At 68.2% G+C, this 24444-nt stretch carries 23 protein-coding genes; 8 read left to right on the plus strand and 15 right to left on the minus strand.

Annotated features, from left to right (window positions below; translation table 11 throughout):
- On the plus strand, window positions 1-1232 hold a 1232-nt coding region (locus ESP51_RS12240), incomplete at its 5' end, for a M3 family metallopeptidase (RefSeq protein ID WP_164990503.1).
- On the opposite strand, the gene ESP51_RS12245 is transcribed toward ESP51_RS12240, so the two are convergent.
- The 5 genes from ESP51_RS12245 to sufB are packed head-to-tail and all read right to left on the minus strand — an operon-like array spanning window position 1233 to window position 5314.
- On the minus strand, window positions 1233-1562 hold the full coding sequence (locus ESP51_RS12245; protein WP_129521182.1) for a metal-sulfur cluster assembly factor: 330 nt from the start codon (window positions 1560-1562) through the stop codon (window positions 1233-1235).
- Window positions 1563-1571: 9 nt separating this feature from the next.
- On the minus strand, window positions 1572-2333 hold the full coding sequence (sufC, locus tag ESP51_RS12250; RefSeq protein WP_129521183.1) for a Fe-S cluster assembly ATPase SufC: 762 nt from the start codon (window positions 2331-2333) through the stop codon (window positions 1572-1574).
- 50 nt (window positions 2334-2383) lie between these two features.
- On the minus strand, window positions 2384-2710 hold the full coding sequence (locus ESP51_RS12255) for a non-heme iron oxygenase ferredoxin subunit (protein WP_129521184.1): 327 nt from the start codon (window positions 2708-2710) through the stop codon (window positions 2384-2386).
- A gap of 1 nt (window position 2711) precedes the next feature.
- A complete protein-coding gene (sufD, locus tag ESP51_RS12260; protein ID WP_129521185.1) occupies window positions 2712-3866 on the minus strand; it encodes a Fe-S cluster assembly protein SufD in 1155 nt (384 codons plus the stop codon).
- Window positions 3867-3895: 29 nt separating this feature from the next.
- Window positions 3896-5314 (minus strand): Fe-S cluster assembly protein SufB, encoded by a 1419-nt coding sequence (gene sufB, locus ESP51_RS12265; protein ID WP_129521186.1) that lies wholly within the window; start codon window positions 5312-5314, stop codon window positions 3896-3898.
- A 258-nt stretch (window positions 5315-5572) separates the two neighbouring features.
- Here sufB and ESP51_RS12270 point away from each other — a divergent pair, with 258 nt between their 5' ends.
- Entirely contained in the window at window positions 5573-6511 is a 939-nt protein-coding gene (locus ESP51_RS12270) for a COX15/CtaA family protein (protein ID WP_241843144.1), read from the plus strand.
- 34 nt (window positions 6512-6545) lie between these two features.
- Here ESP51_RS12270 and ESP51_RS12275 read toward each other — a convergent pair whose 3' ends face one another.
- The gene (locus ESP51_RS12275; RefSeq protein WP_129521188.1) at window positions 6546-7466 is read right to left on the minus strand and encodes a heme o synthase; all 921 of its coding nucleotides are present in this window, start codon (window positions 7464-7466) and stop codon (window positions 6546-6548) included.
- Window positions 7467-7790: 324 nt separating this feature from the next.
- Between ESP51_RS12275 and tkt the strand changes: the two genes are divergently transcribed.
- The 6 genes from tkt to pgl are packed head-to-tail and all read left to right on the plus strand — an operon-like array spanning window position 7791 to window position 15905.
- Entirely contained in the window at window positions 7791-9881 is a 2091-nt protein-coding gene (tkt, locus tag ESP51_RS12280) for a transketolase (protein ID WP_129521189.1), read from the plus strand.
- 25 nt (window positions 9882-9906) lie between these two features.
- Complete coding sequence (tal, locus tag ESP51_RS12285; RefSeq protein WP_129521190.1) at window positions 9907-11019, plus strand: transaldolase; 1113 nt, start codon at window positions 9907-9909, stop codon at window positions 11017-11019.
- Complete coding sequence (locus tag ESP51_RS12290) at window positions 11016-12620, plus strand: glucose-6-phosphate isomerase (RefSeq protein ID WP_129521191.1); 1605 nt, start codon at window positions 11016-11018, stop codon at window positions 12618-12620. The genes tal and ESP51_RS12290 overlap by 4 nt, the downstream gene beginning before the upstream one ends.
- A gap of 17 nt (window positions 12621-12637) precedes the next feature.
- Window positions 12638-14179: a glucose-6-phosphate dehydrogenase gene (zwf, locus tag ESP51_RS12295; protein ID WP_129521192.1), complete on the plus strand. Its 1542-nt coding sequence runs from the start codon at window positions 12638-12640 to the stop codon at window positions 14177-14179.
- On the plus strand, window positions 14176-15138 hold the full coding sequence (locus tag ESP51_RS12300; protein WP_129521193.1) for a glucose-6-phosphate dehydrogenase assembly protein OpcA: 963 nt from the start codon (window positions 14176-14178) through the stop codon (window positions 15136-15138). The genes zwf and ESP51_RS12300 overlap by 4 nt, the downstream gene beginning before the upstream one ends.
- A complete protein-coding gene (pgl, locus tag ESP51_RS12305; RefSeq protein ID WP_129521194.1) occupies window positions 15135-15905 on the plus strand; it encodes a 6-phosphogluconolactonase in 771 nt (256 codons plus the stop codon). Before ESP51_RS12300 ends, pgl begins: the two co-directional genes overlap by 4 nt.
- Before the next feature lie 79 nt (window positions 15906-15984).
- On the opposite strand, the gene ESP51_RS12310 is transcribed toward pgl, so the two are convergent.
- From ESP51_RS12310 to uvrC, 9 genes are all read right to left on the minus strand, one after another.
- On the minus strand, window positions 15985-16341 hold the full coding sequence (locus ESP51_RS12310; RefSeq protein WP_129521195.1) for an RNA polymerase-binding protein RbpA: 357 nt from the start codon (window positions 16339-16341) through the stop codon (window positions 15985-15987).
- A 14-nt stretch (window positions 16342-16355) separates the two neighbouring features.
- Window positions 16356-16607: a preprotein translocase subunit SecG gene (secG, locus tag ESP51_RS12315; RefSeq protein WP_022888045.1), complete on the minus strand. Its 252-nt coding sequence runs from the start codon at window positions 16605-16607 to the stop codon at window positions 16356-16358.
- Window positions 16608-16688: 81 nt separating this feature from the next.
- A complete protein-coding gene (gene tpiA, locus ESP51_RS12320) occupies window positions 16689-17477 on the minus strand; it encodes a triose-phosphate isomerase (protein WP_129521196.1) in 789 nt (262 codons plus the stop codon).
- The gene (locus ESP51_RS12325) at window positions 17468-18682 is read right to left on the minus strand and encodes a phosphoglycerate kinase (RefSeq protein ID WP_129521197.1); all 1215 of its coding nucleotides are present in this window, start codon (window positions 18680-18682) and stop codon (window positions 17468-17470) included. Before ESP51_RS12325 ends, tpiA begins: the two co-directional genes overlap by 10 nt.
- A gap of 11 nt (window positions 18683-18693) precedes the next feature.
- Window positions 18694-19698, minus strand: a complete 1005-nt coding sequence (gene gap / locus ESP51_RS12330; RefSeq protein ID WP_129521198.1) for a type I glyceraldehyde-3-phosphate dehydrogenase — start codon at window positions 19696-19698, stop codon at window positions 18694-18696.
- A gap of 93 nt (window positions 19699-19791) precedes the next feature.
- On the minus strand, window positions 19792-20418 hold the full coding sequence (locus ESP51_RS12335) for a superoxide dismutase (protein WP_129521199.1): 627 nt from the start codon (window positions 20416-20418) through the stop codon (window positions 19792-19794).
- Between the two features lie 134 nt (window positions 20419-20552).
- On the minus strand, window positions 20553-21533 hold the full coding sequence (gene whiA, locus ESP51_RS12340; protein WP_129521200.1) for a DNA-binding protein WhiA: 981 nt from the start codon (window positions 21531-21533) through the stop codon (window positions 20553-20555).
- Between the two features lie 62 nt (window positions 21534-21595).
- Window positions 21596-22471, minus strand: a complete 876-nt coding sequence (gene rapZ, locus ESP51_RS12345) for an RNase adapter RapZ (RefSeq protein ID WP_129521201.1) — start codon at window positions 22469-22471, stop codon at window positions 21596-21598.
- Window positions 22472-22508: 37 nt separating this feature from the next.
- Window positions 22509-24443, minus strand: coding sequence for an excinuclease ABC subunit UvrC (uvrC, locus tag ESP51_RS12350; RefSeq protein ID WP_129521202.1), 1935 nt, complete (start codon window positions 24441-24443; stop codon window positions 22509-22511).
- Window position 24444: the final 1 nt, after the last annotated feature.

The following is a 24444-nucleotide window of genomic DNA, read 5'->3' on the forward strand; positions in this document are numbered from 1 at the left end:
AGCGGGCTCGCCTCCTGGGCTTCCCGAACCATGCGGCGGCGGTCACCGCCGACGAGACGGCGGGCTCGCCCGAGGCGGTCGCCGCGCTGCTCGAGCGCCTCGCGCCGATCGCCGCCGACAATGCGCGCCGCGAGGCCGCCGATCTCGCAAGGCGAGCGGCGCAGCTCGGGCAACGGGCCGTCACGGCATCCGACTGGGCCTTCCTGACCGAGCAGGTGCGCGCCGAGCGCTACGCGGTCGACCTGCAGGCGATGCGCCCGTACTTCGAGTTCGAGCGCGTGCTGCGCGACGGCGTCTTCCACGCGGCGACACTGCTCTACGGGGTGCAGTTCAGCGAGCACACCGATCTCGTCGGGTACCACGCCGACACCAGGATCTTCGAGGTGACCGAAGCCGACGGCTCACCCGTCGGCCTGTACCTCATCGACCCGTACACACGTGACTCCAAGCGGGGCGGGGCCTGGATGAGCTCCCTCGTCGAGCAGTCCGCGCTCGCCGGCACGCTTCCCGTCGTCGTCAACAACCTCAACGTGTCGAAGCCGGCCGCTGGCGAGCCGACGCTGCTCACGTTCGATGAGACCGAGACCCTGTTCCACGAGTTCGGCCACGCACTCCACGGGCTCTTCGCGCGCGTGAGCTACCCGTCGCAGGCCGGCACGAACGTGTACCGCGACTTCGTCGAGTTCCCGAGCCAGGTGAACGAGATGTGGATGCTCCGCCCCGAGGTGCTCGGCAACTACGCCGTGCATCACGAGACGGGCGAGCGGATGCCGCAGGAGCTCGTCGACCGCCTGCTCGAGTCGCGCGGCTTCAACGAGGGCTTCTCGACGGCGGAGTACCTCGCTGCGGCGATGCTCGACCAGGCCTGGCACCGGCTGGCCGCCGACGACCTCGTCACGGATGTCGCGGCATTCGAGCACTCCGCGCTCCACGCGGCGGGGCTCGACGACGCGCTCGTGCCACCGCGGTACGCGAGCACATACTTCGCGCACGTCTTCGCGGGCGGCTACGACGCCGGCTACTACTCCTACATCTGGAGCGAGGTGCCGGGCGCCGACGCCATCAAGTGGTTCGAGGAGCACGGCGGAGCCACGCGAGAGAACGGCGAACGGTTCCGGCGCCACCTGCTCGCGATCGGCGGCAGCAAGGACCCGCTCGAGGCGTACCGGGAGTTCCGCGGGCAGGATGCCGCGATCGAGCCGCTGCTCAGGCGCCGGGGCTTGGCCGGTTGATCAGATCGCGAAGCCGAGGGCGCGCATCATGTCGCGTCCGTCGTCGGTGATGCGCTCAGGACCCCACGGCGGCATCCAGACCCAGTTGATGCGGAACGCGTCGACGGTGCCGTCGAGTGCCTCGGCGGTCTGCTCTTCGATGACGTCGGTGAGGGGGCATCCGGCGCTCGTGAGCGTCATGTGGATGATGAGGGCGTCGTTCTCCTCATCCCAGCCGAGGTCGTAGATGAGCCCGAGATCGACGATGTTGACGCCGAGCTCAGGGTCCATGACGTCTTTCAGCGCCTCGGTGACCTGGTCGAAGCGCTCTGGAGCGAGTGAGGTGACCATGTCGGCAGTCTACTTCGCCGCGGGCTCGAGGTAGCGGTCGTAGCCCTCGTCTTCGAGACGGTCGGCGAGTTCGGGGCCGCCCTGCTCGGCGATGCGGCCGGCGACGAACACGTGCACGAAGTCGGGCGTGATGTAGCGGAGGATGCGCGTGTAGTGCGTGATGAGGAGGATGCCGAGGCCCGTGTTGGCCTTCGCACGGTTGACGCCCTCTGAGACGATCTTCAGCGCGTCGACGTCGAGGCCGGAGTCGGTCTCGTCGAGCACGGCGAACCGCGGCTTCAGGAGCTCGAGCTGGAGGATCTCGTTGCGCTTCTTCTCGCCGCCCGAGAAGCCCTCGTTGACGTTGCGCTCGGCGAAGGCCGAGTCCATCTTGAGGGCCGACATCGACTCGCGAACGTCTTTCACCCAACCGCGGATCGCCGGCGCTTCGCCGTCGATCGCGGTCTTCGCGGTGCGGAGGAAGTTCGTGATCGTCACGCCCGGGATCTCGACGGGGTACTGCATCGCGAGGAAGAGGCCGGCACGTGCGCGGGCGTCGACCGACATCTCGAGCACGTTCTCGCCGTCGAGGAGGATCTCGCCCTGGACGACCTGGTACTTCGGGTGCCCGGCGATCGTGTATGCGAGGGTGGACTTGCCGGAGCCGTTCGGCCCCATGACGGCGTGGATCTCGCCCTCGTTGATCACCAGGTCGACGCCGCGGAGGATCTCGCGGGTGCCCTGGTCGGTCTCGACGTTGACGTGCAGGTTCTTGATCTCGAGAACGGACATGTTCGTGTGTGGTCTCTTTCGGTAGCCGGCCGCTCGGGCCGGAGGCTGTTTCAGACGGTCAGGGTGACCGTGGGATCGATGTGGACGCCGCCGTCGACGAGCTCGACGCGGAAGACCGGCACCGGCTCGTAGGCGGGCAGGGTGAGTGGCTTCCCGGTGCGGAGCGAGAACTTGGAGCCGTGTGCCCAGCACTCGAGGGTGTCGTCTTCGACGAACCCCTCGGCAAGCGAGATGTCGCCGTGCGTGCAGGTGTCGCCGATCGCGAAGATGTCGCCGGCCGAGTCCTTCACGACCGCGATGGGGATTCCGTCGATGACGAAGCGGGCCGCCTGGTCGACGGCCAGCTCATCGATGCTGCAGACGCGAACGGATGCCACGTCAGCTCCCCAGGAGCTCTGCCTCGATCGCGGCGGTCAGCCGCTCCTCGAGGTCTGGTGAGCCGATCTTCTGCACGATCTCCAGGAGGAAGCCGCGTACCACGAGGCGTCGCGCTTCGTCTTCGCGGATGCCGCGCGCCATCAGGTAGAACAACTGCTCGTCGTCGAATCGGCCGGTCGCACTCGCGTGCCCGGCGCCGGCGATGTCGCCGGTCTCGATCTCGAGGTTCGGCACGGAGTCGGCACGTGTGCCGTCGGTGAGCACGAGGTTGCGGTTCTGCTCGTAGCTGTCGGTGCCGACCGCCGCGTTGCCGATGAGCACGTCGCCGATCCACACCGTGCGGGCGCCCTGGCCCTGGAGCGCACCCTTGTAGGTGACGCGGCTGCGCGTGTGCGGGGCGTCGTGGTGCACGAACACCTGCTGCTCGAGGTGCTGGCCGGCGTCGGCGAAGTACAGGCCGAGCGCCTCGATGTCGGAGCCCTGCTCGGCGAGGTGTGTCGACGGGTTCACTCGCACGACCTTGCCGCCGAGCGAGACGACGATGTGCTTGAGGAACGCGTCGCGGTCGAGGCGGGCGAAGTGGCTCGCGAGGTGCACCGCGTCGTCGTTCCACTCCTGGAGCGCGACGACGGTGAGCAACGCGCCCTCGCCGACGATGATCTCGACGTTCTCCGAGAGCCGGGCGTCGCCGATGCCGCGCAGCACGACGAGGCCGCGGCTGTTCGGCGCCGCCTCGATGATCGTGTGCGCTGCGCGCGGCGTGGCGCCGAGGCCGGAGCGGGTGACCGCGACGACCTTCTCGTCTTCGCCGCTGACGGCGATGAGCAGCGCCTCGTCGAATGAGCTCCACGCGTTGGCGGCGGCCCGCTCCTCAGGAATGCCGGCGCGGCCGATGCGGGCGTCGCCGCGGTCGATCCAGGAGACCTCGACGCCCGCGGCATCCGTCGTCTCGATCTCGACTCGCGAACCGTCGAGTTCGCCGCCGATGAGGTCGGCGAACGTGGCGACGGGCGAGAACTTCCACTCGTGCTCGCGGCCGGTGACCTGCGCGAAGTCGTCGACGTTCACGGAACGGAATCGCTCGGATCGCGTCTGGACGGGCACGACGGGGCCGTCGGTGTGCGGCCGGAAGCCGTGCTGCTCGGCGGTGGGCATAGCTGTGCTCTGCGTTGCGGCGGCCATTCTTAACCGACCGATCCTTCCATGCCCATCTCGATGAGCTTGTTGAGTTCCATCGCGTACTCCATCGGGAGCTCGCGGGCGATCGGTTCGATGAAGCCGCGCACGATCATGGCCATCGCCTCGTCTTCGGGCAGGCCGCGGCTCATCAGGTAGAAGAGCTGCTCCTCGCTCACCTTCGAGACGGTCGCCTCGTGGCCGAGCTTCACGTCGTCGACACGGATGTCGATCGCCGGGTAGGTGTCGGACCTGGAGATGGTGTCGACGAGGAGGGCGTCGCAGCGCACGGTGTTGGCCGAGTGATGCGCGTTCGCATCGATGCGGACCTCACCGCGGTATCCCGCACGACCGCCGCCGCGGGCGATCGACTTCGAGACGATCGACGACTGCGTGTACGGCGCCATGTGGATCATCTTCGCGCCGGCGTCTTGGTGCTGGCCCGGGCCCGCGAACGCGACCGAGAGGGTCTCGCCCTTGGCGTGCTCGCCCATGAGGAAGATCGACGGGTACTTCATCGTGACCTTCGAGCCGATGTTGCCGTCGATCCACTCCATGGTGGCACCTTCGGCAGCGGTGGCGCGCTTGGTGACGAGGTTGTAGACGTTGTTCGACCAGTTCTGGATCGTCGTGTAGCGAACGCGGGCGTTCTTCTTCACGATGATCTCGACGACCGCCGAGTGCAGCGAGTCGGACTTGTAGATCGGGGCGGTGCAGCCCTCGATGTAGTGCACGTAGCTGCCCTCGTCGGCGATGATCAGCGTGCGCTCGAACTGGCCCATGTTCTCGGTGTTGATGCGGAAGTAGGCCTGCAGCGGGATCTCGACGTGCACGCCCGGCGGCACGTAGACGAACGATCCGCCCGACCATACGGCCGTGTTCAGCGCAGCGAACTTGTTGTCGCCCGCGGGGATCACGGTGCCGAAGTACTCCTCGAAGAACTCGGGGTGCTCGCGAAGTGCCGTGTCGGTGTCCATGAAGATGACGCCCTGGCGCTCGAGCTCTTCGTTGATCTGGTGATAGACCACCTCGGACTCGTACTGGGCGGCGACGCCCGCGACGAGGCGCTGGCGCTCAGCCTCGGGGATGCCGAGCTTCTCGTAGGTGTTCTTGATGTCGTCGGGCAGGTCTTCCCAGGTCTGGGCCTGCTTCTCGGTGGAGCGCACGAAGTACTTGATGTTGTCGAAGTCGATCTCCGAGAGATCTGCACCCCACGTGGGCATCGGCTTGCGCTCGAAGAGCTGCAGCGCACGCTGGCGGCGCTGGAGCATCCATTCGGGCTCGCTCTTGAGGGCCGAGATGTCGGCCACCACCTGGGGCGAGATGCCGCGTCGGGCGGATGCCCCGGCGGCGTCGGAGTCGGCCCAGCCGAACTCGTAGGTACCGAGTCCTTCGAGTTCTGGTCGGTCGATCAGTACGTCCGTCATGCTCTCCCTCTTCTCCTCCCGTGCAACCGGCTATCAGTCCGGCTCATTCCCCTCGCGAGTCGAGGTGCTCGGGATCGGGCGATGATGTGCGGGTGGCTCCAGTGCGAACCTAAGATGGCTGGGAACCCGCATCGCGCGTTGTCGCGCGCATCGCGGGATACCCAACCCTTCAAGTCTATAGGGTCGCACTGCCGGTGGGTCAGTACGGTCAGTACTCCCAGTACCGTCACAGCGCGCCCGGATCAGGATCGAACGACCGTGAACCGGCTCATCGAGTGGCTGCCAGATCGAGTCGACGGGAAGATCCGCCTCGTGGCATGGCTCTCGTTCGTCGCCGAGACGATGATCATCGCCACCGGCGGGGCTGTGCGGCTGACCGGTTCGGGCCTCGGATGCCCCACTTGGCCCACGTGCACGGCCGACTCCCTCGTGCCCACCGAAGAACTCGACTACCACAGCATCATCGAGTTCGGGAACCGCATGATGACGGGCGTCGTCGGCATCATCGCCCTCGTGCTCTTCGTGCTCGTCTGGCGCATCCGCGCCGAGCGGCGCGACCTCTTCACCCTCGCGTTCATCGTCGGCGCCGGGGTGGTCGCCCAGGCGATCGTCGGCGGCATCACCGTGTGGACGGGCCTCAACCCGTTCATCGTGGGCTTCCACTACGTCTCCTCGCTCGTGCTCGTGTGCGTCTCGGCGGCGTTCATCGCCCGGATGCACCAGCCCCCCGGGCCGCGTGAACGCGCCGTGCCGGGTTGGTACGCCGGGCTCACACACGCGACGAGCGCGGTGCTCGCGATCACGATCGTCTTCGGCGTGCTCACCACGGGCTCCGGGCCCCATTCCGGCGACACGGATGCCGGTCGTACTGGATTCGACTCCGAGCTCCTCGAGCATGTGCACGCCTGGCCCGGCTACGCGCTTCTCGCCCTCACGCTCGTGCTCGCCGCGGCAGCGTGGCAGCTCCGCCTGCCGACGCTGCGCTGGGCGCTCGCTCTCGTCGCGGTCGAGCTCGTGCAGGTGACCGTCGGCCTCATCCAGGCCCGCTCGGGCCTGCCGCCCCTGCTCGTGGGCATCCACATGGTGCTCGCAGCCCTCACGGCCGCAGCCATGACGGTCGTCGTGCTGCAGCTCAAGCAGCCCACGGGCGCGTCGCAGTCGCCGGCAGAGATGCCGACGGCGGCATCCGCTCGCTGAGACAGCCCCGGCGCCGCACGGGAGGAACGCAGCGTCAGAACGGGAGCAGCGGGTCGATCCCGATCGCGAGGAACACGAGCGACAGGTAGACGATCGAGCCGTGGAACACGCGCATCGGCGACACCTGCTCGTGCCGGATCGCGAGGCTGTAGAGCCGGTGCGTCTCGGCGATGAACCACACGCCTGTGACGACCGCGACCGTGGAGTACACGAGTCCCATGCCGGCGATCGGGATGAGCAGCAGCGAGCACGCCACGGTGGCCCACGCATAGAGGATGACCTGGAGGCCGACCTGCGCACGGCCGCGCACCACGGCGAGCATCGGCACTCCGGCGGCGGCGTAGTCGTCTTTGTACTTCATCGACAGCGGCCAGTAGTGCGGCGGGGTCCACAGGAAGATGATGAGGAAGAGGATGAGGGGTGCCCAGTCGAGGCTCTCGGTGACCGCCGCCCAGCCGATCAGCACGGGCATGCAGCCCGCGACCCCGCCCCACACGATGTTCTGCGAGGTGCGGCGCTTGAGGATGAGGCTGTAGAAGACGACGTAGAGCAGGATCGCCGCGAGCGAGAGCACCGCCGCGAGCCAGTTCGTGAAGAGCCACAGCCAGGCGATCGAGGCGGCGCCGAGCGCGTAGGCGAAGACGAGCGCCTCACGGTCGCTCAGTTCGCCGGTGACGAGCGGGCGACCGCGCGTTCGCTTCATGAGCCGGTCGATGTCGCGATCGATGTAGCAGTTGAACGCGCCCGCCGCGCCCGCGCTCATCGCGCCGCCGATGAGCGTCGCGACCAGGAGCCAGAGATCGGGCAACCCCTGCTGGGCGAGGATCATCGTGGGCGCCGTCACGACGAGCAGCAGCTCGATCACGCGCGGCTTGGTGAGGGCGAGGTAGGCGGCGAGCTTGCGCCGAGCGGTCATCGCCGGTCGTGCGCCACGGATGTCTACGGCTGCCTGCATCGTTCCTCTTCCGGTGCGCGGGCGGCTTTCTGCGGACCTCGCGCGACCCCAGACGATTCTAGGCCATGCGCGTCATCCGCATGCTCCGGAGCACGCCCGAAACCTCACAATTCCAGACGTCCGCTGTGAAGTCACGCCCCGTCACAGAGCCCCGTCAAGTCCATATACTGAGGAAAGCGCGCCCGGCGGCGTGACCCGGGATCGCCGTTCAGTCAAGGCATCCGGCCGGGTCGTTCGCCAGGCGGAACCGCGCCGCAACGTCCTCGGCGGGTCGGGGGCAGATCGGTTGCCCGACGCCGTCACGATCGGAAGGAACAGCACCTCGTGGCACCTCTGCAATGGGAAACCCTCGACGACCGCGCGGTCGACACCGCCCGCGTCCTCGCGGCCGACGCCGTGGAGAAGGTCGGCAATGGTCACCCCGGCACGGCGATGAGCCTCGCTCCCGCCGCCTACCTGCTCTTCCAGAAGGTCATGCGCCGTGATCCGGCCGACCACGACTGGCTCGGTCGCGACCGCTTCGTGCTCTCGGCGGGTCACAGCTCGCTCACCCAGTACGTGCAGCTCTACCTCGCCGGCGACGGCCTCGAGCTCAGCGACCTCGAGTCGCTGCGCACGTGGGGCTCGAAGACGCCCGGCCACCCCGAGTACGGTCACACCGCGGGCGTCGAGATCACCACCGGCCCGCTCGGCCAGGGCCTCGCCTCGGCCGTCGGCTTCGCCTATGCCGCTCGCTTCGAGCGCGGTCTCTTCGACCCCGAGGCAGCCCCCGGCACGAGCCCCTTCGACCACTTCGTGTACGTCATCGCCGGCGACGGCGACCTGCAGGAGGGCGTGACGAGCGAGGCATCCTCGCTCGCAGGCCACCAGCAGCTCGGCAACCTCGTCGTCATCTACGACTCGAACCAGATCTCGATCGAAGACGACACGAACATCGCCTTCACCGAGAACGTGGCCGAGCGGTATGCGTCCTACGGATGGCACGTGCAGACCGTCGACTGGAAGGGCACGGGCGAGTACGTCGAAGACGTGCCCGCGCTCGACGCCGCGATCGCGGCCGCGAAGGGCGAGACGTCGAAGCCCTCCATCGTCATCCTGAAGACGATCATCGGCTGGCCGAGCCCGGGCAAGCAGAACTCCGGCAAGATCCACGGATCGGCACTCGGCGCCGCCGAGCTCGCCGCGACGAAGGAGGTGCTCGGCTTCGACCCCGAGCTGAACTTCGTCGTCGACGCCGAGGTGCTCGAACACACGCGGCGCGCCGGTGAGCGCGGTGCCGCGGCACGCGCCGAATGGCAGCGCTCCTTCGACGAGTGGGCCGAGGCGAATCCCGACCGCAAGGCACTGCTCGACCGGCTCGAGGCCGGAGAGCTTCCCGCCGACATCGAATCGGTGCTGCCGAGCTTCGATGGCGGCACCGAGGTGTCGACCCGTGCGGCATCCGGCAAGGTCATCAACGCCCTCGCCGGCGCGCTCCCCGAGTTCTGGGGCGGCTCCGCCGACCTCGCCGAGTCGAACCTCACGACGATCAACGGCGCGCCCTCGTTCATCCCCTCCGAGTGGTCGACGCACGAGTTCGCGGGCAACCCGTACGGGCGTGTGCTGCACTTCGGCATCCGCGAGCACGCGATGGGTGCGATCCTCAACGGCATCGTCCTGCACGGCAAGACGCGCGCGTTCGGCGGCACGTTCCTCATCTTCAGCGACTACATGCGCCCGGCCGTTCGCCTGGCCGCGCTCATGAAGGTGCCCTCGATCTTCGTCTGGACGCACGACTCCGTCGCGCTCGGCGAAGACGGCCCGACGCACCAGCCCATCGAGCAGCTCGCAACGCTCCGCGCGATCCCGGGCTTCACCGTGGTGCGACCGGCCGACGCGAACGAGGTCGCGCAAGCGTGGCTCGAGATCCTGAAGCGTCGCGACGCGCCCGTCGGCATCGCCCTCACGCGCCAGAACATCCCGGTGTTCGAGCGCGGCGACGGCGCGGCATCCGGCGACACCCTCGCCGCCGCCTCGAACCTCGCCAAGGGCGCCTACGTGCTCGCCGACGCACCGTCGGGCACGCCCGACGTCATCCTCATCGCCACGGGTTCCGAGGTGCAGCTCGCACTCGGCGCACGCGACGAGCTCGCCGCCGACGGCATCGAGGCCCGAGTGGTCTCCGCGCCGAGCCTCGAATGGTTCGAGGAGCAGGATGCCGCGTACCGCGAGTCGGTGCTGCCCGCCGCCGTGACGGCTCGAGTGTCGGTCGAGGCCGGCATCGCGCTCACCTGGCAGCGCTACGTCGGCGACCGGGGCCGCAGCGTCTCGATCGATCACTTCGGCGCATCCGCCGACTACAAGACCCTGTTCCGCGAGTTCGGCATCACGACAGAAGCCGTCGTCGCCGCCGCGAAGGAATCGCTCGCGTCCTGACGCGAGCACGAAGGAGAAACACCTCATGTCAAGCAACACCCCCACCGCCGCGCTCTCAGAGGCCGGCGTCAGCATCTGGCTCGACGACCTGTCGCGTCAACGCATCGTCTCCGGCGGACTCGAGCGGCTCATCGCCGAGCGTGACGTCGTCGGCGTGACCACCAACCCGACGATCTTCGCCGGCGCGCTCGCGAACGGCGCCGCCTACGCCGAGCAGCTGCACGCGCTCTCCGCCGCAGGCGCCGACGTCGACACCGCGGTCTTCGAGATCACGACCGACGACGTGCGCGACGCCGCCGAGCACTTCCGCCCCGTCTACGACCGCACCGGCGGATACGACGGTCGCGTCTCGATCGAGGTCGCACCCGGCCTCGCCCACGACACGGCCGCGACCATCGAGCAGGCGAAGGAACTGTGGGCGAAGGTCGACCGGCCCAACGTCATGATCAAGATCCCCGCGACGCTCGCAGGGCTCGACGCGATCACCGAGACGATCGCCGCCGGCATCAGCGTCAACGTCACGCTGATCTTCAGCCTCGACCGCTACCGCGAGGTCATCGACGCCTACCTCACGGGGCTCGAGCGTGCGAAGGCCTCCGGCATCGACCTCAGCACCATCCACTCGGTGGCCTCGTTCTTCGTGTCGCGCGTCGACACCGAGATCGACAAGCGACTCGTCGCGATCGGCACCGATGAGGCCCTCGGGCTCAAGAGCAAGGCCGGCGTCGCGAATGCGCGACTCGCCTATGAGCTCTACGAGCAGGTCTTCGCCGACGAGCGTGCAACCGCATTGCTCGACGACGGCGCGAACCGTCAGCGCCCGCTGTGGGCCTCGACCGGCGTGAAGGACCCGTCACTCTCCGACACCCTCTACGTCACCGAGCTCGTCGCCCCGGGCGTCGTCAACACGATGCCCGAGAAGACCCTCGAGGCCACCTTCGACCACGGCGAGATCGTCGGCGACACCGTGACCGGCGCCTACGCCGATGCCGGCGCCGTGCTCGACGCGCTCGCTCGCGTCGGCGTCGACTACGACGACGTCACCGCGCTCCTCGAGCGCGAGGGCGTCGAGAAGTTCATCGTCTCGTGGAACGAACTGCTCGACACCGTCCGCGGCGCCCTGGAGGCAGCGGCATGAGCTTCCGCATCTCCGTGAGCGGGGCCGCGGCCGACGCCGTGCGCGCCACCGTGCCGGGTCTCGTGGCCGACTATGTCGCGAGCGGCATCACCGGACTCGACGCCGCACTCTGGGGACCCGAGGCCGAAGAGGAGGCTTCGAAGCGACTCGGCTGGACCGAAGCCGTCGCGATCTCGCGGCCGCTCGTTCCCGAGATCCTGGCGCTTCGCGACAGCCTCCGCGCCGACGGCGTCGACCACATCGTCCTCGCCGGCATGGGCGGCTCATCGCTCGCCCCAGAGGTCATCACCCGCACAAACGGGGTGCCCCTCACGGTGCTCGACTCGACCGAGCCCGGGCAGGTGCGCGCTGCGCTCGCCGACCGGCTCGCGTCATCCGCCCTCGTGGTTTCTTCGAAGTCGGGTTCGACCGTCGAGACCGACAGCCAGCGCCGGGTCTACGAGCAGGCGTTCCGCGATGCCGGCATCGATCCCGTCTCGCGCATCATCGTGGTCACCGACCCCGGCTCGCCGCTCGACGAATCGGCCCGCGCCGCGGGCTACCGCGTGTTCAACGCCGACCCCAACGTCGGCGGGCGCTACTCGGCGCTCACCGCGTTCGGCCTCGTGCCGTCGGGGCTCGCCGGCGTCGACATCTCCGAGCTCCTCGACGAGGCCGAGACGATCGAGCTCTCGCTCGCCGTCGACACGGAAGACAACCCGGGCCTCGTGCTCGGAGCCGCGATGGCCGCCACGGCACCGCTCCGCGACAAGCTCGGCATCATCTCCGACGGCACCCACATCGTCGGGTTCGCCGATTGGGCCGAGCAGCTCATCGCCGAGTCGACGGGAAAGAACGGCACCGGCATCCTGCCCGTCGTGCTCGACGTCGACGCGCCCGAACTCGGCGCCGACCTCCCCGACCTCCAAGTCGTGCGGCTCGTCCGCGATGCGGGCGACCAGGTCTTCGGCCACGACGACTCCGGAGAGATCCGCGTCTCGGGCACGCTCGGCGCGCAGTTGCTCGTCTGGGAGTACGCGACCGTCGTCGCGGGCCGCATCCTCGGCATCAACCCCTTCGACCAGCCCGACGTCGAGTCGGCGAAGATCGCCGCTCGCGGACTCCTCGACTCGCGGCCCGAGCCCGCCCCGGCGGCGTTCGTCGCCGACGGCATCGAGGTGCGCGGCACTCCCGAGGTCATCGGCGCGGCGAGCGATCTCGTCTCGGCGATCGACGTGCTGCTCGAAGAGCTGCCGGCGAACGGCTACATCTCGGTGCAGGCCTACGTCGACCGCGTCGCACATCCCGAGCTCGCGCGCCTCCGCGACGCGCTCGCCGCGCGGTCCGGCCGCCCGGTGACGTTCGGCTGGGGCCCGCGGTTCCTGCACTCGACCGGGCAGTTCCACAAGGGCGGCCCCGCCGTCGGCGTGTTCCTGCAGATCACGCAGGCCGCCGCCAACGACCTCGCGATCCCCGAGCGCCCGTTCACCTTCGGTCAGCTGATCGCCGCCCAGGCGTCGGGCGACGCGAGCGTGCTCGCCGAGCACGGCCGGCCTGTGCTCACGCTCACGCTCACCGAGCCCCAGGCGAACATCGCCACGCTCTTCGACGCCGTCGGCTGAGAGCCGGAAGGAACCGCATGCAACCGGCCCCGATCACCGCGCAGCACAATCCGCTGCGTTCCCCGAAGGACTACCGGCTGAATCGCATCGCCGGCCCCTCGAGCCTCATCATCTTCGGCGTCACGGGCGACCTGTCACGCAAGAAGCTCATGCCCGCGGTCTACGACCTCGCGAACCGGGGCCTGTTGCCGCCCGGCTTCGCGCTCGTCGGCTTCGCACGCCGCGAATGGGCAGACGAGGACTTCGAACGGGTCGTGCACGATTCGGTGAAGCAGTATGCACGCACCGAATTCCGTGAGGACGTCTGGAAGCAGCTCGCTCGCGGCATCCGCTTCGTGCAGGGCGACTTCGACGACGACGCGGCATTCGACCGCCTGCGTGAGGTCGTCGCCGAACTCGACGAGAAGCGCGGAACGATGGGCAACCACGCGTTCTACCTCTCGATCCCGCCGAAGTCGTTCCCGCTCGTGACCGAGCAGCTCAAGCGATCCGGGCTCACCGAGCAGAAGGGCGACCAGTGGCGCCGCGTCGTGATCGAGAAGCCGTTCGGGTCCGACCTCCAGACGGCGCGCGAGCTCAATGACGTCGTCGCCTCGGTGTTCCCGCCCGACTCCGTGTTCCGCATCGACCACTATCTCGGCAAGGAGACGGTGCAGAACATCCTGGCCCTCCGGTTCGCGAACCAGCTCTACGAGCCGATCTGGAACGCGAACTACGTCGACCACGTGCAGATCACGATGGCCGAGGACATCGGCGTCGGCGGGCGTGCCGGCTACTACGACGGCATCGGCGCGGCCCGCGACGTCATCCAGAACCACTTGCTGCAATTGCTCGCACTCACCGCCATGGAGGAGCCCATCTCCTTCGAGGCGAGCGACCTCCGCGCCGAGAAGGAGAAGATCCTCGCCGCGGTGCGACTGCCCGAAGATCTCGCGACGGGCACCGCACGCGGGCAGTACGCGGGCGGCTGGCAGGGAGGCGAAGAGGTCATCGGCTTCCTCGACGAAGACGGCATGGACCCCGAGTCCACCACCGAGACCTACGCGGCCATGAAGCTGACCATCGGCACTCGCCGATGGGCCGGCGTGCCGTTCTACCTTCGTGCGGGCAAGCGACTCGGCCGCAGGGTCACCGAGATCGCCGTGGTCTTCAAGCGGGCACCCCAGCAGGTCTTCGCCGCCAGCCAGACCTCGCAACTCGGGCAGAACGCCCTCGTCATCCGGGTGCAGCCCGACGAAGGGGTCACCATCCGCTTCGGCTCGAAGGTCCCCGGCGCCGGCATCCAGGTGCGCGACGTGACGATGGACTTCGGCTACGGGCACGCCTTCACCGAGGCGAGCCCCGAGGCGTACGAACGCCTCATCCTCGACGTGCTGCTCGGCGACCCGCCGCTCTTCCCCCGTCAGGAGGAGGTCGAACTCTCGTGGAAGATCCTCGACCCGATCGAGGAGTTCTGGGAGACCCAGGGTCAGCCCGAGCAATACCGCCCCGGCACCTGGGGACCCGCCTCGGCCGATGAGCTGCTGGAACGCGACGGACGAAGCTGGAGACGCCCATGATCGTCGATCTGCCCGACACCACCACGAGCCAGGTCTCGAAGACCCTCGTGAAGATCCGCGAAGAGGGCGGCGTCGTCGCGCTCGGCCGAGTGCTCACCCTCGTCATCGCCACCTCCCCAGGCGCCGAAGAGGAGGCCATCGAGGCCGCCAACGACGCGTCCCGCGAGCATCCGATGCGCGTGATCGTGGTCTCACGGGAGCCGGGCACCGAGACCTCGGCGGTCGATCCGCGGCTCGATGCCGAGATCCGCGTGGGCGGCGACGCCGGCGCGAGCGAGGTCATCGTGCTTCGAGCGTGCGGCGATGCCGCCAGCGACGAGGAGAGCCTCGTGATGGGCCTGCTGCTGCCCGATGCCCCCGTGGTGACCTGGTGGCCCGCTGCCGCACCCGAGGTTCCCGGCAAGTCGCCGCTCGGTCGCATCGCACACCGCAGGATCACGGATGCCTCGACGCAGCCCGATCCCCAGGCCGCGCTTCGCAATCTCGCCTCGAGCTACACTCCAGGCGACGCTGACTTCGCGTGGACTCGCCTGACACTGTGGCGCGCGCAACTCGCCGCCGTGCTCGACCAGCCGCCGTACGAACCCGTCACCGACGTCCACGTGACGGGCGCGATCGACTCCCCCTCGACGACACTGCTCGCCGCGTGGCTGAAGCTGCAGCTCTCGGCTCCGACGACGTACGAGTTGACGAGCGTGGAAGCCGGTTCGCACGGCATTCACGGGGTGCGCCTCGGGCGAGATGGCGGCGCCATCGAACTCGTGCGCGACGTGCCCGGCATCGCGACGCTTCGTCAGCCCAGCCAGCCGGTGCACGATCTCGCCCTGCCTCGACGGAATCTCCGTGACTGCCTCGCCGACGAGCTCCGACGCCTCGACCCCGATGAGCTGTACGGTGAAGTGATCACGAGCGGGCTCGCCCTGCTCGAGGATGCCGACGATGGAGGCCCCGCCGCATGACGAATGAGCGCCGCGTGCTCGTGCACCCCGACAAGGCCTCGCTCGCAGGAGCGGTGGCGGCGCGCTTCATCACGAAGACGCTCGACATCCTCGACGCGCAACCGGTCGCGCACATCGTGCTCACTGGTGGCACGATGGGCGCCTCGGTGCTCGAGGCGGTCGCCTCGTCACCGGCCCACACCTCGGTCGACTGGTCGCGCGTGCACTTCTGGTGGGGCGACGAGCGATGGGTGCCCGCCGGCGACGCCGAGCGCAACGACGGACAGTCGCGAGCCGCGCTCCTCGACCGACTCGACCTTCCGGCCGAGAACGTGCACCCGTTCCCGGCATCGGATTCCGGCATCTCGCTCGACGAGGCCGCCGACGTCTACGCAACCGAACTCGCGGCGCACGGCGTCGACGGATTGACGCACCCCGTCTTCGACATCACGTTCCTCGGCGCCGGACCCGACGGTCACGTGGCCTCGCTCTTCCCGCATCGATCGGGAATCCAGGTCACCGATCGCACGGTCATTCCGGTGCGGAACTCGCCGAAGCCGCCGCCCGAGCGATTGAGCCTCACACGACCCGTGCTGAACGCGTCGCAGCGCATCTGGATCGTGCTCGCCGGAGCAGATAAGGCCTCGGCGCTCGGACTCGCCCTCGCGGGCGCGAGCCGCGACGAAGTGCCCGTCGCCGGCATCAAGGGACGCCGGCGCACGGTGTTCTTCGTGGACCGTGAAGCGGCCGCCGAAGTTCCCGAGGAGCTCATCGCGCCCGACTACTGAACACGTCGGTCGCAGATATGAAGCAGGGCCGGCCCTTTGGGGGCCGGCCCTGCTTCATGTCTGGTTCGCGTTTGGTGCGTCAGGCCTGTCCGCGGCGGATGCGTAACTGCGTGAGTGCGTCGTCGAGCAGGGCAGCGGCCTCTTCGTCGGTGCGTCGTTCCTTGACGTAGGCGAGGTGCGTCTTGTACGGCTCGAGCTTCGAGACCGAGGGCGGGTTCTCGCGATCGCGCCCGGCGGGCAGCCCCGTGGACGGGCTGTCGATGATGTCGGGGATCTCCTCTTCGGGCAGGTTCGCTGCGAAGTACCGCACCGTCTCATTGCCCTGTGCGTCCCAGTAGCTCACCGCGACGCGATCGGCGTGGAAGCCACGATCCTGTTCGCCCATCGGCCCGGCGCCCACGCGCGAGCCACGAATGGCGCTGTTTCCTGAAGCCATCTTCTTCTCCCCCGTCAGATTCCGGCGTCGAACTTGGTGATGAGGCCGAGTACGACGATGCAGGTCACCCAGATGAGTCCGAGGATGACCGTGATCCGGTTGAGGTTTCGCTCGGCGACACCCGATGCGCCGAGGCTCGAGGTGACGCCTCCTCCGAACATGTCGGAGAGACCGCCACCGCGGCCCTTGTGCAACAGGATGAGCAGCGTCAGCAGGAGGCTCGTGAGACCGAGCAGCACCTGCAGGACGACCTGGAGAATCTCCACGGTGAACCTTTCCGGGCACGACGCAGGGGGTCGGGCCGACAATCAGTATAACGGCACGCGAGCCGCGGCCGAGGAGGCGGGCTACGCTCCGACGTGCTTCTTGAACCGCGCGATGCTCGAGAACTCGGCGATGTCGAGGCTCGCTCCGCCGACGAGAGCGCCATCGACGTTCGGTTCGCGAAGGAACGAGGCGATGTTCGCCGCCTTCACCGAGCCGCCGTAGAGCACGCGCGTCGCCTGGGCGATCTCGTCGTCGAACACCTCGGTGAGCACGCCACGAAGAGCTGCGGCGACCTGCTCGGCCTGGTCGGGCGTCGCGGCCTGGCCCGAGCCGATGGCCCAGACCGGCTCGTAGGCGACGACGAGTCCCTTCGACCCGTCGACGCCCTCCAGTGCGGCGCGCAGCTGCGCGACCGGCACGGCGCTCGGGCCATGTGCCTCGAGGTCTTCGGCGGTCTCGCCGACGCACAGCACGGGGATGAGGCCGTGGCGGTGCGCGGCGAGCACCTTCGCGTTGATGTCGGCGTCGCTCTCGCCATGCAGGGTGCGTCGCTCGGAGTGGCCGATGATCACGTACCGGCAGTCGAGTGCCGCGAGGAATGCCCCGGAGATCTCACCCGTGTATGCCCCGGAGTCGTGCGCCGAGACATCCTGTGCGCCGTACGCGATCGGGAGCGAGTCAGCCGAGACGAGCGTCTGCACCGATCGCAGGTCGGTGAACGGCGGGAACACCGCCACCTCGGCGTCGGCGAAGTCGTGCTTCGCGTCGGCGAGGCTCCACGCGAGCTTCTGCACGAACGCGATCGACTGCAGGTGATCGAGGTTCATCTTCCAGTTGCCTGCGATGAACGGAGTGCGCTTCACTGCCATCCGAGGACCTCCAGTCCGGGAAGCTTCTTGCCTTCGAGGAACTCGAGGCTTGCGCCTCCGCCCGTTGAGATGTGACCGAATTGGTCGTCGGAGAACCCGAGCTGCCGAACCGCTGCGGCGGAGTCTCCACCACCGACGACGCTGAGCCCATCGACCGCGGTGAGGGCCTCGGCGACGGTGAGGGTGCCTGCAGCGAACGGCGCGAGCTCGAACACGCCCATCGGCCCGTTCCAGAACACCGTCTTCGAGCCGCGAATGTGCTCGGCGAAGACCGCTGCAGTGTCGGGCCCGATGTCGAGTCCGAGTCCGGATGCCCCGAACGGCGTCTGCTCGATCGCATCCGACGCCGTCACGACGTGCTCGGCCTCGGCCGAGAAGGCCGATGCCACGACGACGTCGGTCGGCAGCACGATCGACACGCCGCGCTCCGTCGCCTCGGCGAGGTAGCCGCGCACCGTCTCGATCTGGTCCTCCTCGAGGAGGCTCGAACCGACCTTGTGGCCCTGCGCCGCGAGGAAGGTGAAGAGCATGCCGCCGCCGATGAGCAGGGTGTCGACACGAGGCAGCAGGTGTGCGATGACGCCGAGCTTGTCGGAGACCTTCGATCCGCCGAGCACGACCGTGTAGGGGCGCTCAGGCGATTCGGTGAGCCGGTCGAGCACTTCGAGCTCGTCGGCGATCAGCAGTCCTGCCGCGCTCGGCCGGAGCTCCTCGAGTTCGAAGACGCTCGCCTGCTTGCGATGCACGACGCCGAAACCGTCGGAGACCACGGCATCGGCGAACGCGGCGAGCTCGCCCGCGAACGCGGTGCGCTCGGCCTCGTTCTTGCTGGTCTCCCCCGGGTTGAACCGGAGGTTCTCGAGCACGAGCACCTCGCCGTCGCCGAGCGCCGCGACCTTGGCCGCGGCATCCGTGCCGACCGTGTCGGCGGCGAAGCCGACCGGGGCGTCGAGCAGCTCGCCGAGGCGCGCCGCAATTGGAGCGAGGCTGTACTTCGGGTCGGGCGCTCCGTCGGGCCGCCCGAGGTGGGAGACCACGATGACGCGGGCGCCCTGGCCGACGAGGGCCTCGAGCGTCGGGACCGATGCCCGCACGCGGCCGTCGTCCGTGATGACCGCGTTCTGCAGAGGAACGTTCAGGTCACAACGGACGACGACGCGCTTGCCGGCGAGCGGACCGAGGGTATCGATCGTTCGCAGGGTCACGATGACTCGGCTCAGAGACGTTCGGCGACGTACTCGGTGAGGTCGACGAGACGGTTGGAGTAACCCCACTCGTTGTCGTACCAGCTCGAGAGCTTCACCTGGTCGCCGAGGACGCGCAGCAGGCCCGCGTCGAAGATCGACGAGTGCGGGTCGCTGACGATGTCGCTCGAGACGATCTCGTCTTCGGTGTACTTGAGGATGCCCTTCATGGGCCCCTCAGCGGCGGCCTTGTAAGCGGCCTTGACCTCGTCGACGGTGACCGGGCGCGAGGAGGTGACCGTGAGGTCGGTGATCGAGCCGGTGGGGACCGGGACGCGCAGGGCGAAGCCGTCGAGCTTGCCGACGAGCTCGGGCAGCACGAGGCCGATGGCCTTCGCGGCGCCGGTGGAGGTCGGCACGATGTTGACGGCAGCCGCACGTGCACGACGCAGGTCTTTGTGGGGGCCGTCTTGGAGGTTCTGGTCGGCCGTGTACGCGTGGACCGTGGTCATGAGACCGCGCTCGATGCCGAACTCGTCGTTGAAGACCTTGGCGAGCGGCGCGAGGCAGTTCGTGGTGCACGAGGCGTTCGAGATGATGTGGTGCTTCTCGGCGTCGTACTCGTGCTCGTTGACGCCCATGACGAACGTCGCGTCCTCATCGGTGGCGGGAGCCGAGATGAGCACCTTCTTGGCGCCGGCGTTGATGTGCTTGCGCGCGTCGGTGGCCTTCGTGAAGAATCCGGTCGACTCGATGACGATGTCGACGCCGAGCTCGCCCCACGGCAGGTTGGCGGGGTCGCGCTCTGCGAAGACCTTGATCGCCTTGCCGTTGACGATGATCTGTCCTTCGTCGAACTCGACGGTCGCGTCGAGTCGTCCGGTGATCGAGTCGTACTTCAGCAGGTGTGCGAGCGTCTTGTTGTCGGTGAGGTCGTTCACCGCGACGATGTCGAGGTCTGCGCCCTGCGCGAGGGCGGCGCGGAAGTAGTTGCGGCCGATGCGGCCGAAGCCGTTGATGCCGATCTTTACAGACACGGATGTCTCCTGTTTGACGTGCGCGATCGCGCTATTGCAAGGGTGAATTGATCGGACAGCGGTGTCCCCGGACGGGTCCGGGGACACCATCCGCTACGACAGTAGCAGCAGCCCTGAGGTCTTCTCGCGTGCGGTGGTGAAGCGCTCCTGGACGTTCGCCCAGTCTGCGATGTTCCAGAACGCCTTCACGTAGTCGGCACGCACGTTCTTGTAGTCGAGGTAGTACGCGTGCTCCCAGACGTCGAGCATGAGGAGGGGCACGATGCCCGCGGGGAGGTTTCCCTGCTGGTCGAAGAACTGCACGATGATGAGGCGCTGTCCGATCGAATCCCAGGCGAGCACTGCCCATCCGGAACCCTGGACGCCGAGCGCGGTCGCCGTGAAGTGGGCCTGGAACTTGTCGAACGAACCGAATGCGTCGTCGATCGCCGAGGCGAGCTCCCCGGTCGGCTTGTCGCCGCCATTGGGCGAGAGGTTCGTCCAGAAGATCGAGTGGTTGATGTGCCCGCCGAGGTTGAACGCGAGGTCCTTCTCGAGCTTGTTGACATTCGCGAGGTTTTCCGAGTCGCGGGCTTCAGCGAGTTGCGCGAGCGCGGTGTTCGCGCCGGTGACGTAGGCCTGGTGATGCTTCGAGTGGTGCAATTCCATGATCGTGCCACTGATGCTCGGCTCGAGCGCCGAGTAGTCGTAGGCGAGATCCGGGAGGGTGTAGTCAGCCATTGCTTCTCCTTCTCAGATGCCGGGCGTGCCGGGCTCCTGCCCGGTGTTCCGCGGCTGCGTTTCGAGTCTATGCCCGTCGCGAGCGGTGCCCGTGTGGCGTATGACGCGGGGCGACGCTCGCGAGCGGGGGTCGATCAGACCTCGTCGAGGTCGGCGGGCAGGCTCGCCTCGGTGCCCGGCACGCCGAGTTCGGCGGCACGCTTGTCGGCCATCGCGAGCAGCCGGCGGATGCGGCCGGCCACGGCGTCTTTGGTCATGGGCGGGTCGGCGTAGTGGCCGAGCTCGTCGAGACTTGCATCGCGATGGGCGAGCCGAAGTTCTCCCGCGTACTTCAGGTGATCGGGGATGCCGTCGCTCAAGAGCTCCATGGCACGTTCGACGCGTGCGCAGGCCGCGACAGCGGCTTGCGCCGACCGCCGCAGGTTCGCGTCGTCGAAGTTGACGAGCCGGTTCGCCGTGGCCCGCACCTCGCGCCGCTGCCGGAGCGCCTCCCAGTTGCGCACCGTCTCGGTGGCGCCCATCACGGCGAGCATCGCACTGATCGCCTCGCCGTCGCGGATCACGACCCGGTGCACGCCGCGCACTTCACGTGCCTTCGCCGAGATGCCGAGGCGGCCGGCGGCGCCGACGAGCGCCATCGCGGTCTCGTTGCCGGGGCAGGTGATCTCGAGCGCGGCCGAACGGCCGGGATCGGTCAGACTCCCCTGGGCGAGGAAGGCGCCCCTCCAGATGGCCGCGACCTCGTCGCGTGAACCGGTCGTGAGCTTGTTCGGCAGTCCTCGCACCGGTCGTCGGCGCGCGTCGAGGAGGCCGGTCTGCCGGGCGAGCGTCTCTCCCCCGTCGAGCACGCGCACGAGGTACTGGTTCGAACGACGGATGCCGGATGGGGAGATCACCGACACGTCGGGGCGAACCCCGTAGATCTCGCCGAGGTCGCGCGTCACCCTGCGCACGATCGTGGGTGAGTCGAGCTCCGCCTCGATCGCGATGCGGCTGGAGATGATGTGAAGTCCGCCGGCGAAGCGCAGCACTGCCGCGAGCTCAGCCGCCCTCACGCTGGTCTTCGGCACGTCGACTCGCGCGAGCTCTTCTTTCACATCCGCGGTCAATGCCACTTCACGTCCAATCTTTCGTCATCTTGTGGTCGCGCCTCGTTCGAATGTCATTCCGCGCCGGGTCACTCGCGGCCGAGGTCGCGATCCTTGACACTCACGGCGACCCCTGGCATCTTCTCGATTCGCTTGCGGAGCTCTCGGATGATGGCGACCGAGCGGTGCTTGCCGCCGGTGCATCCGATGGCGATCGTCGCGTGCCGCTTGTTCTCACGCTGGTAGCCCGCGAGGACCGGCTCCAGTGCCTTGGCATACGCGTCGATGAACTCGCGCGCGCCTGCTTGCTCCAGCACGAATTCCGACACCGCGCTGTCTTCACCGGAGAGATGGCGCAGCTCGGGAACCCAGAACGGGTTCGGCAGGAACCTGGCATCGGCCACGAGATCGGCGTCGGAGGGCACGCCGTACTTGAACCCGAAGCTCAGCATGGTCACCCGGAGTCCGGCTTGACCCTCTTCGGCGAAGGTCTCGGTGATGAGATTCGCGAGCTGGTGGATGTTGAGGTCGGTGGTATCGATGACCATGTCGCTCGCCTCTCGAAGCTCGGCGAGACGCGCACGTTCGTCGCCGATGCCGTCGAGCAGCGTGCCCGAGCCCTGCAGCGGGTGCGGTCGCCGCACCGATTCGAAGCGGCGCACGAGCACCGTGTCGGTCGCGTCGAGAAAGACGACGCGCACATTCACGCCCGTGCGCAGCGCCTGGATGATCTCGCGGAGTTCCGAGAAGAAGTCGCCGCCGCGGATGTCGACGACCGCCGCGATGCGGGGCAACGAGGCGCCGGCGCGTTCGACGAGCTCGACGAGCGGGCGGAGCATCTGCGGAGGCAGGTTGTCGACGACATACCAGCCCAGGTCTTCGAGAGCGTTGCCGACGGTCGACCGGCCCGCACCGGACATCCCGGTGACGATGAGCATCTCTTGCTGCACGGCCTCAGCTGCCATCGTCTCGAGGTCCCCTTCCGCGTGTCGACACCCCAGCCTACCGGGGCGCCGACACGCCGTCAGCGCGCAGCTGACGATGCACCGTCGCCGCGAGCACCGGCCCGATGCCGCTCACCTCTGCGATCTCGAGTTCGGTCGCGGCACGAAGTCGCGTGACCGAGCCGAAGTGACGCAGGAGTTGCTTCACGCGCGACGGACCGAGACCCGGGATCTCGGAGAGCACCGAGCCGATGTCGCGCTTGCGACGTTGCCGCTGATGCGTGATGGCGAACCGGTGCGCCTCGTCGCGAACACGCTGGAAGAGGAAGAGTGCGTCGCTGTTGCGCGGCAGGATCACGGGGAAGTCGGCATCGGGAGTCCAGATCTCCTCGAGCCGCTTCGCGATGCCGCAGAGCGCGATGCCCTCGACCCCCGACTCGGCGATTGCCCGCGCCGCGGCCTCGACCTGCGGCTGGCCTCCATCGACGACGAGGAGGTTGGGGCGATAGGCGAATTTCTTGCGAGATCCGAATGCTGCGGCGGCATCCGTCGCTGCATCCGGCCCTTCGAGGCCCGCAGCGCCGACGTCGCCGACCTCGCCGTTCGACCCGGGCTGCGAGAGGTAGGCGAGCCGTCTCGTGAGCACCTGGTGGATCGAATCGGTGTCGTCGCTCGACTGCGGGATGGTGAATCGGCGGTACTCGTCTTTGCGCGGCAGCCCGTCTTCGAACACGACCATCGACGCGACGATGTTCGTGCCACTGAGATGCGAGACGTCGAAGCACTCGATTCGCAGCGGCGCGTCGGCCATGCCCAGCGCCTCCTGGATGTCTTCGAGCGCGCGGGACCGCGTGGTGAAGTCGGCGCTCCGACGCGTCTTGTAGAGCATCAGGGACTGCTTCGCGTTCTGGGTCGCGGTTTGGAGCAGCGCCGCCTTGTCGCCGCGCTGGGCGGCCCGGAGCCGCACCTTGCGACCCGCGAGCGTTGCGAGCCACGTCTCGAGCGCGGCGGCGTCGTCGGGCAGTTCGGGCACGACGACTTCGCCCGGTGGACGGATGTCGTCGGCGTAGGCGTTCTGCACGACCGAGTCGACGAGTTCGCCGAGCGGAACGTCGAGCTCCTTGTCGACGGTCCAGGAGCGGACACCGCGTACCCGACCACCGCGCACGATGAAGAGCTGCACCGCCGCGGAGAGCTCATCGTGGTCGATGCCGAACACGTCGATGTCGACCGACTCGCCGAGCACCACCGCACTCTTCTCGAAGAAGGACTCGGCGGCCTGAAGCTGGTCGCGCCGACGCGCCGCAGTCTCATAGTCTTGGGCGGCCGCCGCCGCCTTCATCTGCTGCGTCAGCTCGCCGATGATGCGCCGGTCTTGATTCTGCATGAACGCGACGAATCGGTCGACGTTCTCGCGGTGCTCCTCGATCGTGACGAGCCTCGAGCACGGCCCGAAGCAGCGCCCGATCTGGCCTGCGAAGCACGGCCGGCCGCTCGCCATGGCGCGCTTGTAGTCGGAGTCTTTACAGGTGCGGATCGGGAAGAGCTTGAGCAGCACCTCGAGCGTCTCGTTGACCGCCCAGACCTTCGGGTACGGCCCGAAGTACCGTGCACCGGGGATGCCGCGGCGACGCGACACCATTGCCCGCGGCGCCTCGTCGGCGAGGGTCACGACGAGGTAGGGGTAGGACTTGTCGTCTTTGAATCGCACGTTGAACGGCGGGCTGAACTCGTTGATGAGCGTGATCTCGAGTTGCAGCGCCTCGACGTCGTTCGCGACCACCGTCCATTCCACGGATGTCGCAGTGGTGACCATGCGGCGCGTGCGCTCGTGCAGGCTCCGCAACGGCGCGAAGTAGTTCGACAGCCGCGCCCGGAGATTCTTCGCCTTGCCGACGTAGAGCACGCGCCGATCGGCGTCTCGGAAACGGTAGACGCCCGGAGCGGTCGGGATCTCCCCCACCCTCGGGCGGTACGCGACGGTCTCGTTCATC

The sequence above is a fragment of the Agromyces albus genome (assembly GCF_004134825.1).
GTDB classification, from domain to species: domain Bacteria; phylum Actinomycetota; class Actinomycetes; order Actinomycetales; family Microbacteriaceae; genus Agromyces; species Agromyces albus.